Genomic DNA, 14,641 nt, shown 5'->3' with positions numbered 1-14,641 from the left:
TAAATGTTTGGAAGGAGAAATAGTGGATGAGTATGACGAGCCCGTTAAAAGGTGGTCTAGAGATTAACTTTCAGGAAGCGGAGAGGGGATTATCCCCAAGGGAAGCTTTTGAAGAATCGAATCGATGTTTATACTGCTATGATGCCCCATGTATCCAAGCCTGTCCGACCGGAATAGACATTCCCGGTTTTATCAAGAAGATAGCTTCAGGTAATTTTAAAGGGTCGGCCAGGACAATCATGACGGCCAATCCTGTCGGTGCCAGCTGTGCGCGGGTATGTCCGACTGAAGAGTTATGTGAGGGGGCATGTGTCCTGAACCATTCTACAAAGCCGATCATGATCGGCAATCTCCAGCGTTATTCCACAGATTGGGCCATCCAAAATAAACAAGCCCTATTCAAGGCCGGGGAAAAGAATGGCAAAAAAGTTGCCATTGTAGGAAGCGGTCCGGCAGGCTTGTCTGCAGCAAGGGAGTTAGCCTTGCTTGGCTACAGTGTAACCATTTTCGAAGCTGAAAAGAATCCAGGCGGGTTAAATACTTACGGAATTGTATCGTTCCGTTTACCTCAGAGCATTTCTTATTGGGAAGTAGAACAAGTAAAGAGTTTGGATGTTGATATTAAAACGAATACACGGGTCGGAGTGGATGTTTCCGCAAATCAGCTGACTGCCGACCATGATGCGGTCATTTTAGCGATAGGCATGTCCGATGTCCCTAAGCTTGGGATTGAAGGGGAGGATTTGGCTGAAGTTTATGATGCAATCGAGTTCGTAAAGGCAACGAAAACAGGGACAATCACTGATAAATTCATTGGGAAGAAGATGGCGGTGATTGGGGCTGGAAACACGGCGATCGATGCCGCGACCTGCTCTATTCGCCTGGGCGCCGAACAGGTGAGCATTATTTATCGTCGTACCCAAAAGGAAATGACTGCCTATGATTTTGAATATGAGTTTGCCAAACAAGAAGGTGTCGGGTTTCACTGGCTAACTGCCCCTTCCAGGATCCTATCGGATGATAGCGGTCAGGTAACGGGTATCGAGTGCGTAAAAATGGTGCTTAGCGATGCAGGTGAAGATGGCCGGCGCCGTCCAGTCCAAATTACCGGATCAGAGTTCGTCATACCGGTCGATGGCGTCATTCGTGCCATAGGCCAATCCAGGTATGTAGGATTGATTGAACAGTTCGGCATTCAACATGATGATGGCATCGTAACATTGGAGGGTGATTCCTACAGGACATCGAATGAAAAGATCTTTGCGTGCGGTGACGTGATCTTCGGAAAAGGCCAAGGTGAGGCAATGGTTGTATCAGCTGCCCAGCAAGGGAAAAAGACAGCCTATGAAATTGACTCGATTTTGATGGGCGAAGCGGTGGATATTGCTTAAATAACTATGAAAATTAGGAGGCTTATCATGGCTGATTTATCAATTGATCTTGCGGGTATTAAATCTCCCAATCCTTTTTGGCTTGCTTCAGCACCACCTACTAATTCGGGTTATCAAGTTCAGCGTGCATTTGAAGCTGGCTGGGGAGGAGCAGTTTGGAAGACTTTGGGTGAACCCATCCTGAATGTCTCATCACGTTTTGCAGCGGTCAGTTTTAATGGACAAAGAGTTGCCGGGTTCAACAATATAGAATTGATAACGGACCGTCCGCTGGAAGTGAATCTGAAAGAAATATATGAAACGAAGAAGAGGTTCCCTGGTCATGCAATCATTGCATCGGTGATGGTGGAGCCACAACAGGAAAAGTGGCATGAGATCATCAAACGCATAGAAGATGTAGGGGTCGATGGTTACGAGTTGAACTTTGGCTGCCCGCACGGTATGGCAGAGCGTGGGATGGGAGCTGCTTCGGGACAGGTTCCCGAACTGGTTGAAAAGCAAACATACTGGGCGAAGGAAGCTGCATCCAAACCCGTCATCGTCAAGCTTACGCCCAATATAACCGACATTACGGTTACGGCTGAAGCGGCGGTGCGCGGCGGGGCGGATGCAATAAGCATGATCAATACGATCAACAGCTTGGCAGGAGTGGATATCCATTCATGGAATACGATTCCACATGTAGGCGGCAAGGGTGCTCACGGAGGGTATTGCGGTCCCGCTGTGAAGCCGATTGCTTTGAATATGGTGGCAGAGTGTGCAAGGAATAAAATGATCAATGTTCCCATTTCGGGAATTGGAGGCATTTCAAATTGGCAGGATACGGTGGAATTTTTGCTGATGGGTTCGACTGGAGTGCAAATTTGTACGGCTGCCATGCATCACGGTTTTAGAATAGTTGAAGACTTGATCGATGGCCTGTCCAATTATCTTGATGAAAAAGGGATATCCTCCGTGATGGATATTGTCGGTAAGTCCGTACCGCGCTATTCCGACTGGGGGAACTTAGATCTTAATTATAAGGTCGTTGCGCGCATTAATAATGATGTGTGCATTAACTGCAATAAATGCCATATTGCGTGTGAAGATACATCTCATCAATGTATTGATATGTTAAAGGACACGTCAGGCAGCTCATTCTTAAGAGTGCGCGAAGAGGATTGCGTAGGCTGTAATCTTTGCTCGATCGTCTGTCCGGTCGATGGGGCGATCGATATGATCGAATTGACAAATGAATTACCGCCAATGACGTGGAATGAACGCCAATCGTTCCTTGGGGGCATAAGCAGTGAAAGTGTTGATTTCGTAAAATGATGGAGGGGTCGAAATGAAGAAACTTATTAAAAATGGAACGATTGCAACGGCTGCGGATACGTATCAAGCGGATATATTGATTGAAAATGAGAAGATTGCAATGATTGGCAAGGGCCTGACGGCTGAGGGGGCTGAAATCATTGATGCAAAAGGCGCATATATTTTTCCGGGGGGCATTGATCCGCATACCCACCTTGATATGCCGTTTGGCGGGACAACGACAAAGGATGATTATGAAACGGGTACAATCGCTGCTGCGTATGGAGGCACGACAACGATCATCGATTTTTGTCTGACCGAAAAAGGGGTGCCTTTAAAGAAAGCAATTGAAACATGGCATGAAAAGGCCAATGAAAAAGCGGCCATAGACTATGGTTTTCATTTAATGATCAGTGAGATTAATGATGATGTATTGGCTGAGTTGCCAAGTATCATCGATAATGAAGGAATTTCCTCCTTTAAAGTGTTCATGGCTTACAAGAATGTTTTTCAAGCGGATGATGCCACGCTATACCGCACTTTGCTGCAAGCGAAGGAACTTGGCGCACTTGTCATGGTTCATGCTGAAAATGGTGATGTCATCGATTATCTTACAAAGCAGGCGCTTGCTGAAGGTAACACCGATCCAATTTACCATGCACTGACAAGACCGCCGGAGCTTGAAGGGGAAGCAACTGGACGTGCAGCTAAACTGACGGAAATGGCAAATGGCCAGCTCTATGTCGTTCATGTCACCTGTGAAGAGGCGGTTGAAAAGATCACTGAGGCAAGAAATAAAGGGGTGGATATTTGGGGTGAGACTTGTCCGCAATATTTGGTTCTTGACCAGTCATATCTTGAAAAGCCCCATTTTGAAGGATCTAAGTATGTATGGTCCCCGCCGTTAAGGGAGAAGAAAAACCAGGAAGTGCTATGGAATGCTTTGAAAACGGGGCAGCTGCAAACGATCGGCTCCGATCAATGCTCTTTTGATTTTAAGGGACAGAAGGAACTTGGACGTGAAGATTTCACGAAAATACCGAACGGCGGCCCAACGATTGAGGACCGCATGAGCATCCTCTTTTCTGAAGGGGTCATGAAAGAGCGCATTACCTTGAATCAATTCGTCGACATGACCTCTACGCGTGCTGCCAAACTATTTGGATTATTCCCTAAGAAAGGGACGATTGCAGTAGGCTCGGATGCAGATATTGTCATTTTTGACCCGAAAGTTGAAAGATCCATTTCTGTAGATACTCATCACATGGCGGTGGATTATAATGCGTTTGAGGGTATGGAAATTAAGGGTGAACCGGTTTCCGTTTTATCGAGAGGTCAATTCGTCATTAAAGACAAGCAATTTGTAGGCGAAGCTGGAAAAGGGCAATTTTTGAAACGGGCAAAATATAATGCGGCGCTGACGCCGGATACCGGGAAAAAGCTTACAGTCTAAAAACTTCGGTAAGGAATCTTGCAAATTAATTTAGGGGGATTTTTATGAGTGAGAAGAAAGATTATTTAAAGTCTCCCGATTTGCTGCCTATACCCCATAGTGAGAAAAACATAAGTGCAGCCGGATTTGGTTTCATTTGGGTGGGCATGGCTGTAGTATTGGCCGCCTTCGCGATAGGTGGGAACGGTGTTCAAAGTTTGTCCTTAGGCTGGGTCGTTCTTGCAACGGTCATTGCCTGTGTGGTTCTCGGCTTTTTGATGACAATGACAGGGGATATCGGTGTTGAACATGGAATATCATTCCCAGTCTATATGAGGGCGCCGTTCGGTACGATTGGCACCCACATCCCTTCGGTTGTACGCGGTTTTGTAGCGTCATGCTGGTTCGGCCTCAATACTTACTTTGGAGCCACTGCAATGAACGCTATCTTTACCACTCTTTTTGACTTTGATAATTGGTTTATCTGCTTCCTCATTTTTGCCGTTTTACAATTAGTCAACACGGCAATGGGAATAAAGTCGATTGAACGATTCGCCGATTTGGCGGCGCCCGTCATCATTTTAATTTCTGGCTGGATGTATTTCACCCTGTCCGATCAGGCTGTGGCCCAAGGAAGGGAGGTATGGTCCTGGATTGAGAGTCCGGTCACTGGCGGGGCTGCCGCAACGGCCTTCATGGTCGTCATTATGGCAAATATGGGATTTTGGGGCACGTTGACTGCAGATATGCCCACGCTTTCCCGCTATATTAAGGCACCAAAAAATGAAAAAAACTGGTTCAAGCGCAATAAGGGGCAAATAATTGGGAATATTATCACCTATCCCATCACCCAGACGTTCATGGTGATTATCGGAGCGGTTTCTTATATGGCTGTTTCCAATTATGATCCTGTAGTTGCCATACAGGGATCAGCAAGCGGAATTGCCCTCGGCGTCCTTTTGATCATGATCGTATTTGCTCAATGGTCGACGAATACCACGGCCAATGTCGTTCCCGCAGCTACCATTTTCTCCAATGTCTTGGGTCCTAAAATGCCATTTTGGGCGGGAGTCGTTGTAGCCGGGGTTATTGGGATAGTCGTTCAGCCATGGAGCCTGTTTGGCATCATAATAGAAGTTTTATTAATAATAGGTGGAATCCTGGCATCCATTGTCGGCATCCTGGTAGCGGATTACTATTTCCTTCGTAAACGGAGAGTGAATGTACAAGAACTCTATGAAAGTGAAGGCCAGTATAAGTACTTGAATGGAGTGAATTGGGCAGGAATCATTTCTTGGGTGATTGGAGGAATCGGTGCAACGATATTTTCAAATTATTCGTTTATTATCGGTTTCCTTCTCGGCGGTGCAAGTTATTTTATATTAGCTAAATATTGGTGGTTCAAGCGGTATGAACAAGCTGAAATCATCGATCCGAGCGATGAGAAATATTTAGGCATTTCAGTTGGAAGGGATTGGATAATCGGGAAAGGTCCAGAACTTGACGAAGAGATGGTTTTTACGGCTTCGACCGGCAAGGAGAACGTTTGAAAAAGGGGGAATGGAAATGTCCGAATATCAAGAATATCGCTTAGAAAGGGAACAAATCGATTTTTTGCTTGAAAGAGGATATCGAATCACCCGGGTTTCCGAAAGTTTAAGTGGAGCCTTTCTCGATTTTGAACTGATTGAAGGAACGAAGCAGGAATGGAAGCAATTGAACATCAAAACCCCGGAAGGAAGGAAATACTTCTCTACATTGCTTTTAAAAAAAAAATTGAATTGAAATAGTTATGGACCGGGCCTATTCCTCACGAATGGGTCCTTTTTGGTCGAGTTTTTTGTAGAATTTTGACGTTAGATTTTCTGACAAGTGTCTGGAGATTTAAGGGTTGTCCGTTTATAATAGATTTTAAAGCAGTTTTATAAAAGGATGTGGTTGGATGAATACATCGATTACAATCGAGGAAATTCTAACACGCAAGCATTTTAATCTGACGGATATAATTGCGGGCAGCAGTGGGATAAAGCGTCAAGTGAAGTGGGTCCACTGCATGGAGGTCACCCAAATCAGCCATTTGTTAAATGGAAACGAACTGATACTGACTACCGGTTTAGGGTGGAAAGACTGCGATGACACTTTTCTATCCTACTTAAGACAGTTAATAGAATGCGAGGCAGCTGGACTCTGTATAGAGATTGGCGCCAACACGATGGCAGTGCCGCAATGTGCCATCGATCTCGCTAATGAACGGCAATTCCCTATCATCCTATTTCATGAAGAAGTCCCTTTCGTGGAAATCACGCAGGATATACATTCCCTTATCATCAATAAACAATATCAGATGATCTCCAACTTAGAGAACTACTCACAGCAGTTAAATAAAAATCTCCTCGAAATTGACCATTATGAACCAATTCTAAAATTTCTCCACAGCTATTTAAATGTACAGGTTATTCTTATCTTTAATGAAAATGATATAGCCACCATTCCAAAAATTAAGAAAAAAACAACCTATCAAATGGTAGCGGACATATATGAAGAGAAGCGGAAATTGGATAAAACCGTTCTTGGACAGCCGATTCAAGTGCTCGGTGAAAATTATGCTGAACTGCTCATTTGCAGCAACGACAGGGAGTTGACGGATTTTGATTCATTGATTTTGGATCGAACGGCTACCGCATTGGCACAGCATCTATTAAGGGAGTTATATATAGAAGAAAAGAAAATGTCGGAAGAAAGTATATGGCTTACAAATTGGATTGAAGGTGAATATAGTGACGAAGCAATCCGGGAAAGGCTTTCCTATATTGATCCGAAAATGCAGTTGGATGGCGGAATTGTTTGCATTTGCAAACAACACCCAAAGTATAATAAGAATTCCGCAAAATTAGATGGAACCTATTTTAAGATCATGTTCAGAACTGTTTTTGAACAGTACGGCTTTCAGATATTCTCCATGGAAATACATCAGCATCTTGTTTTTATTTTAGGTGATAATCGTTCATCCGAAGATTGGAAATCAAGGGTTACAAGCGCGGTGGATCGAATCATGAAAATGGATGTAAGCGGGCGTAATCGTATGGGGCTGCTTTCCATTGGTTTTGGTAAGCATGTTCAAAGGTTAAGTGAGATTTATAAAAGTTATGAAACGGCCCGTGAGACCTTGCTGCTTCAGGATACGTTACCAGAGGATGACAGGAGCTTCTTTTATCAGGACTTACATATGCATCGCATGATTTCACTCATAAATAAACATGGCAATCTGGAGGAAACGGTATATGAATATTTAGGTCCTGTCATTGAATACGACAAGCAATACAATGGAGAGCTAATGCCTACCCTGAAGACATACCTTGCCTGTAACGGTTCTAAACAGGAAACATCAAAACAATTATTCATTGTCCGGCAAACGTTATATCATAGGCTTGAAAAATTGGAGAAACTGCTAGGTTCTGATTTTATGCGTTCCGATAAGCGTCTGGGCCTTGAATTCATGATTTTTGCATTGGACTTCTTACAATACAGCAGCAGGAAGGTCAGTGGGAAATATGTAGATAAATATATTGGGAGATGAAAAGATAGTAAGACTGAAGGGTGTCCAGGGGACATCCTTTTTTGAATGCAAAAGGGAGGCAGATAACAAGGTTAATGCTGACATCAAAATGGCCTATATAGCTCCTTGATGTCAGCATTCTTTATTAATATTCATCTTTTTTGGAAAGGCAGCGGTCACACTCCAAGAGGTAGGATTCAGCTTGTTCAATGATATGGGTCCCGCATTCTGCACATTGTTTAGGCGGCAGTGTCCTGAAGAATTCCAATGGGTTTTTGGTTTGCATGATGATTCCTCCTTATGATTTGGTTTAATCAGTCTTCGTGTTTGGAAAGGCAGCGGTCACATTCCAAGAGATAGGATTCAGCTTGTTCAATGATATGGGTCCCGCATTCCGAACATTGTTTAGGCGGCAGTGTCCTGAAGAATTCCAGTGGGTTTTTGGTTTGCATGATGGTTCCTCCTTTTTGATTTGGTTTTAATCAGTCTTCGCGTTTGGAAAGGCAGTGGTCACATTCCATCAAGTAAGATTCAGCTTGTTCAGTGATATGGGTTCCGCACTCCGAACATTGTTTAGGCGGCAGTGTCCTGAAGAATTCCAGTGGATTTATAGTTTGCATGATGGTTCCTCCTTTTTGATTCGCTTTAATCAGTCTTCGCGTCTGGAAAGGCAGCGGTCACATTCCATTAAGTAGGATTCAGCATGCTCGATAATATGGTCACCGCACTCAGGGCAATGTTTAGCAGGTATATTGTTAAAAAACTCAATGGATTTTTTCATTTGCATGATGATTTCCTCCTTTTAACATTGGATATATTTTCCTGTCACTTTATTCTTCACGTTTGGAAAGGCAGCGATCGCATTCCATCAGATAGGAATTTGAATGGTCCACATGTGTTTCACCACATTCCGGGCAATGTTTAAATGAATCGATTATGAGTAAATCTGATTGATTTGCTTGCATGTCTCGCTCCCCTTCTTTATAGTACAGTTTTTGATGTTTGTCTGTTGTTATAATACAGTATATACCCGAATTTGGAAAATGTATAGGTATTTTACAGAAAATTTGAAATTTTTTTCAGCCATAGTGTGAAAATCCCATTGGAAAGGGATTTATCATCTGTATATTTTTTTATTTTTCTCCATTGCAAGTAGGAAATGAAGGAAATAATGCTTTTTATAAAACGAAAAAACAATGGGGGAGTGAAGCGGACAAACAATTTTCAATGTGTTGAGTGGGGCATTAATATAACAGATGGGAAACAGGGAGTTGTGTGATTATTGAATGCTTGTTTCACAGTCGATGTAACATAAAAGTGCTTGTTCTAAAATGTCGGCAATATCCAAACGGCGGCGATTATATGTAAGTTCCTGTCTGTATGGTTTTAATACTTCAGTAAAGAGGTAACTTGCTAGTAGAAGTACAATAATGGGGGGTAGCATATGTCGAAAGCGATGATTATCGTCAATCCATCTTCAGGCAAGGAAAAGGCAGGGAAGATTTTGCCGAAAGCGGAAAAGGCACTAGGGGAACTTTTTGATGAGGTATGCGTTCGTAAAACGGAAGGAGAGGGGGATGCGACGGGTTTTGCAAAGGAGGCCTGTGCAGAAAGATTCGATGCTGTCATTTCCATGGGTGGTGATGGAACGGTGAACGAGATAGTGAATGGCTTGGGCGAGCAGCAGCATCGGCCTATCTTCGGGATCATTCCACTAGGAACCATCAATGATTTCGCCAGGTCTTTGGGAATACCACTGAATCCCAATGCAGCCATCGAGATATTTAAGGATATGCATATTAAGGAATCGGATATAGGGAAGATCAATGACCGTTACTTCATGAATGTGTTGGCCGTAGGGGCAATCGCGGAGGCCACCTATAATGTTTCCGTTGAACAAAAAACCCGTCTTGGATCTTTTGCCTATTTCATTGAAGGAGCAAAAGCGATCATTAAAAAGACTCCGTTTCCTTTAACGGTTGTACATGATCACGGGAAGTGGATGGGGGAGGCCCATTTACTAATTGCAACCATGACTAACTCTGTCGGCGGTTTTGAACAACTTGCACCAGAGGCGGAAGTGAATGATGGAAAGCTGCACACATTCATCATTAAGGATTTATCTCTTCCTCTCATCGTCAAGATCATTCCCAGTTTGATCAGGGGGGAGATCATGGGGAATGACGAAGTTGAATATATTAAAACATCCAAGCTCCATTTAACCACGTCAGAGGAACTTGCAGTCAATATCGATGGCGATGAAGGCTTTCTTCTTCCTTTCCAGGCAAATGTACTGCATAAACACATTCGTCTATTCGTCCCTGGAACTAAATGAGTCGTTTAGTCCCCACTTCATTCATCATGTGGGAAAAGCTGATCATGGTTTAGCCGATCAGCTTTTTCTTTGCGGTTGTTCATCGTAAACAATGTAAACTCCTTCGCTTTTGATAAAAGGTATCATTATTCAGAAGGATTCCAGGTTAGAATAGTTAATGCATGATTGACTGGGTATAAATATGTTACGCTTATAGTTATGATTATAGATGAGAGAGGAAGTTTGATGTTTGTATGGAGTTTTTTCTTGTTATATTAGCCCTTCTAATATTGATTGGAGTGTCTAATGTAATTAACCATTTTATACCCTTTATTCCTGTACCATTAATACAAATAGCACTCGGTGTCATATTGGCACTTTTACCCCTGGGTATGCATGTTGAGATGGAGACGGAATTATTTTTGCTATTATTCATCGCCCCCCTATTGTTCAATGATGGCAAAAATGTACCCCGAACAGCACTGTGGAAGTTGAGAGCACCCATTCTGATGCTTGCACTGGGCCTCGTATTCATAACGGTTTGGGCAGGCGGATATTTAATTAATTGGATGATCCCTTCGATACCATTGCCGGCAGCGTTCGCTTTGGCCGCCATTTTGTCACCTACGGATGTAGTGGCAGTAAGCGCTTTGGCGAGTCGGGTCAAATTGCCGAAGAGCATCATGCACCTTCTCGAAGGCGAAGGGCTGATGAATGATGCCTCAGGCTTAGTTGCCTTTAAGTTTGCCGTTGCAGCTACAGTCACTGGTGTTTTCTCCTTAGTCGACGCAACCTTCAGTTTCATATGGATTGCAATTGGTGGGTTTGTAGGTGGGGCGGTAATAGCTTTCATCATTATCAGGCTTCGCGTATTTCTTCGCCGTTTAGGGATGGAAGATGTCACGATGCATATGCTTATCCAAATCCTGACTCCTTTTATTATTTTCCTCGCTGTGGAACATTTCCACCTTTCTGGGATTTTGGCAGTCGTGGCTGGGGGAATTGTCCATGCCATTGAACGAGATCGGGAAATTTCACCAACAGTGGAACTTCAAGTTGTTTCAAAGAGTACATGGTCCGTCATTTTATATGTATTGAATGGTCTTGTATTCGTTTTGCTTGGCTTGCAAATCCCAAGCGTTGCGAAAACGATCTTTCAAGATCCAGCCTTCAATAATGGACAAGTGATCCTTTATATCGTGATCATTACACTTTTCCTTTTCGCTTTACGATTCATTTGGCTTACGGCTGCCTGGTCGATTGGCTGGATGACGAAAAAAGCGGGAGCCCAAAAACCGGACTTCAAAGCGGCCGGGATCATTACCATTTCCGGTGTTCGTGGAGCTGTAACGTTAGCGGGTTCGTTCTCGATTCCATATGTGTTGGCAGATGGAAGTCCTTTTCCTGAGCGTTCGTTAATCATTTTCATTGCAGCAGGTGTCATATTGCTGACACTGATTGTTGCGAGTGTATTCCTGCCAATCGTGGCACATTCGGAAGAAGAGGAAGTGGTGGATAAACAGGCTGACAAAACAAAAGTTGCGGCCATCCACTCACATCAAGCCGCTATTCGGGTGATTGAGTCCCAAATGACAGATGAAAACCGGGAAGCTGCTTTGTCGATCATTTCCAGGTATTGTACCAAGATCAATGAACTGTCCTATGTAGAACAGGAGAAAGAACCGGCTGCATTAAGGGAAGAAGAGAAGGAGCTTCGCTTCAAGGCACTTGAAGCAGAGCAAAGATTCCTGGATAAACTTATTAAGGATGAAAAAGTGGACCGGGAGACGGCGTATATATGCAAGGAATACATCCAGCGTATGGAAGGTGCCGTAACCAATCGATTGAAGTTCCGTTTTTTTAGGTCAGTAACGCTGTTCAGGAGAAGTATGCTGAGGGTTTTAAAATTATTTTTCCCTAATAAAAGTGAAATAAGAAAAATCAATCTTAAGAGATTAGAAAAGGTCAGGGATCTTAAAATCAGGATGTATAAAGCCGCCATCCAAGAGATACAGGCCGGAATTACAGCCGATAATCATAAGACATCCTCGATGATCATAGAAGAGTATAAAGTGTTGATTTTAAAATGCAAACGTGAGAACAGAGGCCGTACCCCTAATAAAATGGCTGAGTATGAAAGAGAACTGTTCTATAAAGCAATCCAGGCAGAACGGGACGAAGTGCAAGATATGTTTGAAAAACGACAAATCTCCCGTGATGTTGCCAACATACTCCGCCAGCAAATCAATTTACGGGAAGCATTGACAATCAATGAAAATACACATTGATTTTACGGAAGGAGCACTGCCGATTTATATTCAGCAGTGCTCCTTCTCGTTTGTGAAGGGAATATCGGACGGGGCATCGAATCATTAATGTATTGAATATTAATGAAAGAGAGTGTGAGTAATGGAAAAGGAAATCGAGACCATAACTTTAACGCCTTATATACCGGAACACCTTCACCAGCTTTCCCAGTTTTATTTACCGAATACACAAACCCCTTTTTCAGCACTGCCGGAAGAGTCACTGAAATATTGCCGGGAAGATTGCGACAGGTACCCTTTCGTAATATTGGCCAATGATATCCCAGTTGGCTTTTTCGTTTTACACATTGGCGAAAACATCACCCCTTTCACCAGCGATAAAAAAGCGATATTGCTCAGGGGATTTCTTGTTGATCAAAAACATCAGGGAAAAGGGATTGCGAAGAAAGCCTTGCAAAGCCTTCCAGAATTCGCAAAAGGGATTTTTCCAAACAAGGATTCGATCATTCTGGCAGTGGACGTCATGAACGTGAATGCAAAAACGCTTTATGCGAAATCGGGGTTTAAGGATACAGGCATTCAGAAGGAAGGCAGAAGCGGGTTGATGGAGATAATGGAATATAGATTGGATATGGGGAACAAGGATATCGAATAAGGGAGGAATAACAAATAAAATTGGCAAGTGGACTTTTCCAAAAGGGGAGGTCTTTTTTTGTCCAATTTGTTACAGGTTTCATTATGTAACCGATGATTTTAGAAGGGCTGCTTTTAATAATGCTGCTGCCTTATGGTACACTTTACTTATTGCAAAATCTTAATCGAGGTGTAGTCCTAATGAAAACAGTCGTAGTCGTAGGTGGAGGCATTACCGGTTTATCAACCATGTATTATTTACAAAAGACAGTTAAAGCGAGGAGTCTCTCCGTACGATTAATATTAATAGAAGGAAATGAGGAACTAGGCGGTAAAATAAGGACTGTGCACGATGGTCCTTTTAAAATTGAAGCGGGTGCCGATTCGATCGTCGCCAGGAAACAGAATATACAGCCATTTCTTAAAGAATTGAACCTGGAGGACCAAGTCGTCTATAACGCGACGGGAAAATCATTCATTCATACAGATGGGATGCTGAAGGGAATCCCCGAAGATGCCCTATTCGGAATACCAATGAGCCTGGAGTCACTGGCCAAAAGTGATCTGGTTTCCGCTCAAGGGAAGGTCGACGCCTTAAAGGATTTCTACACAAAAAATGAGACATTTACGAAGAATGACTCCATCGGTTTATTTCTTGAAAGTTTCTTAGGCAAGGAATTGGTGCAAAAGCAGATATCGCCTGTCCTATCAGGTGTTTACTCAGGAAAATTAAATGAATTGACCATTGCCAAAACACTTCCGGAGATGCTGGATTATAAAAATGAATATGGCAGTATAATTCGAGGTCTATCGGAAAATAAGCAGAAATACAAAAGCAAGGGGAATAAGAAGTTCCTTTCGTTTAAAAATGGCTTGTCAACATTGGTGGAAAGAATAGAGGAAAGCCTCGATATGGTCGAGATATTAAAAGGGGTCAGTGTAGATAAAGTCGAAAAAAATGATGAGTCGTACATCATTTCATTGGCAAACGGTGAAACGCTGGAAACGGACTTTATCGTATTGAGTACACCGCATACAATTGCCCAGAAATTATTGGGGGATCGGGAGTTGGATGAGGACTTCAACGGTTTGATCAATAGTTCGATGATTAGCGTTTATCTAGGATTCGATATCCCGGATAGCATGCTTCCTAAAGACGGGACAGGTTTCATTGCAGGCGATAATAGTGATTTGATCTGTAATGCATGCACCTGGACAAGCCGTAAATGGGAGCATACTTCAGAAGACAGTCAGCTTTTGGTGAGGCTTTTTTATAAAAGCTCTGGTCCGGACTATGAACGATTACAGTCCCTTACAAACCAGGAATTGATCTCCGTGGCTTTACTCGACATTAAGAACAGTCTAAGCATTTCAGGGAATCCAATTACGAGTGAAGTGACGAAATGGCAGGAAAATATGCCGAACTACCATATTAAACATCCTCAAATCGTTCAATCACTGGAGGCGAAAATCTCCGAGAAATATCCGAATGTTTTACTTGCGGGCTGTTCATACAATGGAGTCGGAATCCCTGATTGTATAGCTGATGGGGAAAAGAAAGCGGAAGAGATATGTCTGAAGTTGTAAAAGGGGGACTGCCAGGCGGCAGTCCTTTTTTTAATGAATGCCGGAAATTCCGTTTGAAGTTTCCGGCATTTACTGTATAATGATATTCGTAAAATTAAACTGAAAGTTTACTTATATAAAACTTTATCTACTATGTGTTTACTATAAGTAAACCGATTGAGGGTTATG

Annotated in this window: 15 protein-coding genes; 10 read left to right on the top strand and 5 right to left on the bottom strand. The window is 43.0% G+C overall.

Annotated features, from left to right (window positions below; genetic code table 11):
• Positions 1-32 precede the first annotated feature (32 nt).
• From J7I96_RS19150 to J7I96_RS19125, 6 genes are all read left to right on the top strand, one after another.
• Positions 33-1,391 carry an NAD(P)-dependent oxidoreductase gene (locus J7I96_RS19150; protein WP_396020120.1) on the top strand — a complete coding sequence of 453 codons (1,359 nt, stop codon included), beginning with the start codon at positions 33-35 and terminating at the stop codon, positions 1,389-1,391.
• A 27-nt stretch (positions 1,392-1,418) separates the two neighbouring features.
• Complete coding sequence (gene preA, locus J7I96_RS19145; protein WP_214774703.1) at positions 1,419-2,705, top strand: NAD-dependent dihydropyrimidine dehydrogenase subunit PreA; 1,287 nt, start codon at positions 1,419-1,421, stop codon at positions 2,703-2,705.
• A 13-nt stretch (positions 2,706-2,718) separates the two neighbouring features.
• The gene (gene hydA, locus J7I96_RS19140) at positions 2,719-4,137 is read left to right on the top strand and encodes a dihydropyrimidinase (protein WP_214774705.1); all 1,419 of its coding nucleotides are present in this window, start codon (positions 2,719-2,721) and stop codon (positions 4,135-4,137) included.
• A gap of 44 nt (positions 4,138-4,181) precedes the next feature.
• Positions 4,182-5,666, top strand: coding sequence for an NCS1 family transporter (locus tag J7I96_RS19135; RefSeq protein WP_214774707.1), 1,485 nt, complete (start codon positions 4,182-4,184; stop codon positions 5,664-5,666).
• A gap of 16 nt (positions 5,667-5,682) precedes the next feature.
• On the top strand, positions 5,683-5,901 hold the full coding sequence (locus J7I96_RS19130) for a hypothetical protein (protein WP_214774709.1): 219 nt from the start codon (positions 5,683-5,685) through the stop codon (positions 5,899-5,901).
• A 157-nt stretch (positions 5,902-6,058) separates the two neighbouring features.
• Positions 6,059-7,693, top strand: coding sequence for a PucR family transcriptional regulator (locus J7I96_RS19125; protein ID WP_214774711.1), 1,635 nt, complete (start codon positions 6,059-6,061; stop codon positions 7,691-7,693).
• 124 nt (positions 7,694-7,817) lie between these two features.
• On the opposite strand, the gene yhfH (J7I96_RS19120) is transcribed toward J7I96_RS19125, so the two are convergent.
• Genes yhfH (J7I96_RS19120) through yhfH (J7I96_RS28460) form a run of 5 tightly spaced genes read right to left on the bottom strand, consistent with a single transcriptional unit; the run spans position 7,818 to position 8,637 of the window.
• Entirely contained in the window at positions 7,818-7,958 is a 141-nt protein-coding gene (gene yhfH / locus J7I96_RS19120; RefSeq protein ID WP_082352252.1) for a protein YhfH, read from the bottom strand.
• A gap of 28 nt (positions 7,959-7,986) precedes the next feature.
• On the bottom strand, positions 7,987-8,124 hold the full coding sequence (gene yhfH, locus J7I96_RS19115; RefSeq protein ID WP_082201097.1) for a protein YhfH: 138 nt from the start codon (positions 8,122-8,124) through the stop codon (positions 7,987-7,989).
• Positions 8,125-8,154: 30 nt separating this feature from the next.
• Entirely contained in the window at positions 8,155-8,292 is a 138-nt protein-coding gene (gene yhfH, locus J7I96_RS19110) for a protein YhfH (protein WP_076372630.1), read from the bottom strand.
• A 29-nt stretch (positions 8,293-8,321) separates the two neighbouring features.
• Positions 8,322-8,459 carry a protein YhfH gene (yhfH, locus tag J7I96_RS19105; RefSeq protein ID WP_082162914.1) on the bottom strand — a complete coding sequence of 46 codons (138 nt, stop codon included), beginning with the start codon at positions 8,457-8,459 and terminating at the stop codon, positions 8,322-8,324.
• Between the two features lie 43 nt (positions 8,460-8,502).
• Positions 8,503-8,637, bottom strand: a complete 135-nt coding sequence (gene yhfH / locus J7I96_RS28460) for a protein YhfH (RefSeq protein WP_258249957.1) — start codon at positions 8,635-8,637, stop codon at positions 8,503-8,505.
• Positions 8,638-9,116: 479 nt separating this feature from the next.
• On the opposite strand from yhfH (J7I96_RS28460), the gene J7I96_RS19100 reads away from it, so the two are divergent.
• The 4 genes from J7I96_RS19100 to J7I96_RS19085 all read left to right on the top strand — a co-directional run bounded on the left by J7I96_RS19100 (position 9,117) and on the right by J7I96_RS19085 (position 14,473).
• Complete coding sequence (locus J7I96_RS19100; RefSeq protein WP_214774713.1) at positions 9,117-10,007, top strand: diacylglycerol/lipid kinase family protein; 891 nt, start codon at positions 9,117-9,119, stop codon at positions 10,005-10,007.
• A 233-nt stretch (positions 10,008-10,240) separates the two neighbouring features.
• Entirely contained in the window at positions 10,241-12,274 is a 2,034-nt protein-coding gene (locus tag J7I96_RS19095; RefSeq protein ID WP_214774715.1) for a Na+/H+ antiporter, read from the top strand.
• Between the two features lie 121 nt (positions 12,275-12,395).
• Positions 12,396-12,908, top strand: coding sequence for a GNAT family N-acetyltransferase (locus tag J7I96_RS19090; protein WP_214774717.1), 513 nt, complete (start codon positions 12,396-12,398; stop codon positions 12,906-12,908).
• A gap of 179 nt (positions 12,909-13,087) precedes the next feature.
• Positions 13,088-14,473 carry a protoporphyrinogen oxidase gene (locus J7I96_RS19085; protein ID WP_214774719.1) on the top strand — a complete coding sequence of 462 codons (1,386 nt, stop codon included), beginning with the start codon at positions 13,088-13,090 and terminating at the stop codon, positions 14,471-14,473.
• Positions 14,474-14,641: the final 168 nt, after the last annotated feature.

It is taken from the genome of Bacillus sp. ISL-78 (genome assembly GCF_018613455.1).
GTDB classification, from domain to species: Bacteria; Bacillota; Bacilli; order Bacillales; family DSM-1321; genus Peribacillus; species Peribacillus frigoritolerans.
Note: the sequence above shows the minus strand (reverse complement) of the source record. Positions and strands in the feature narration are given on the sequence as shown.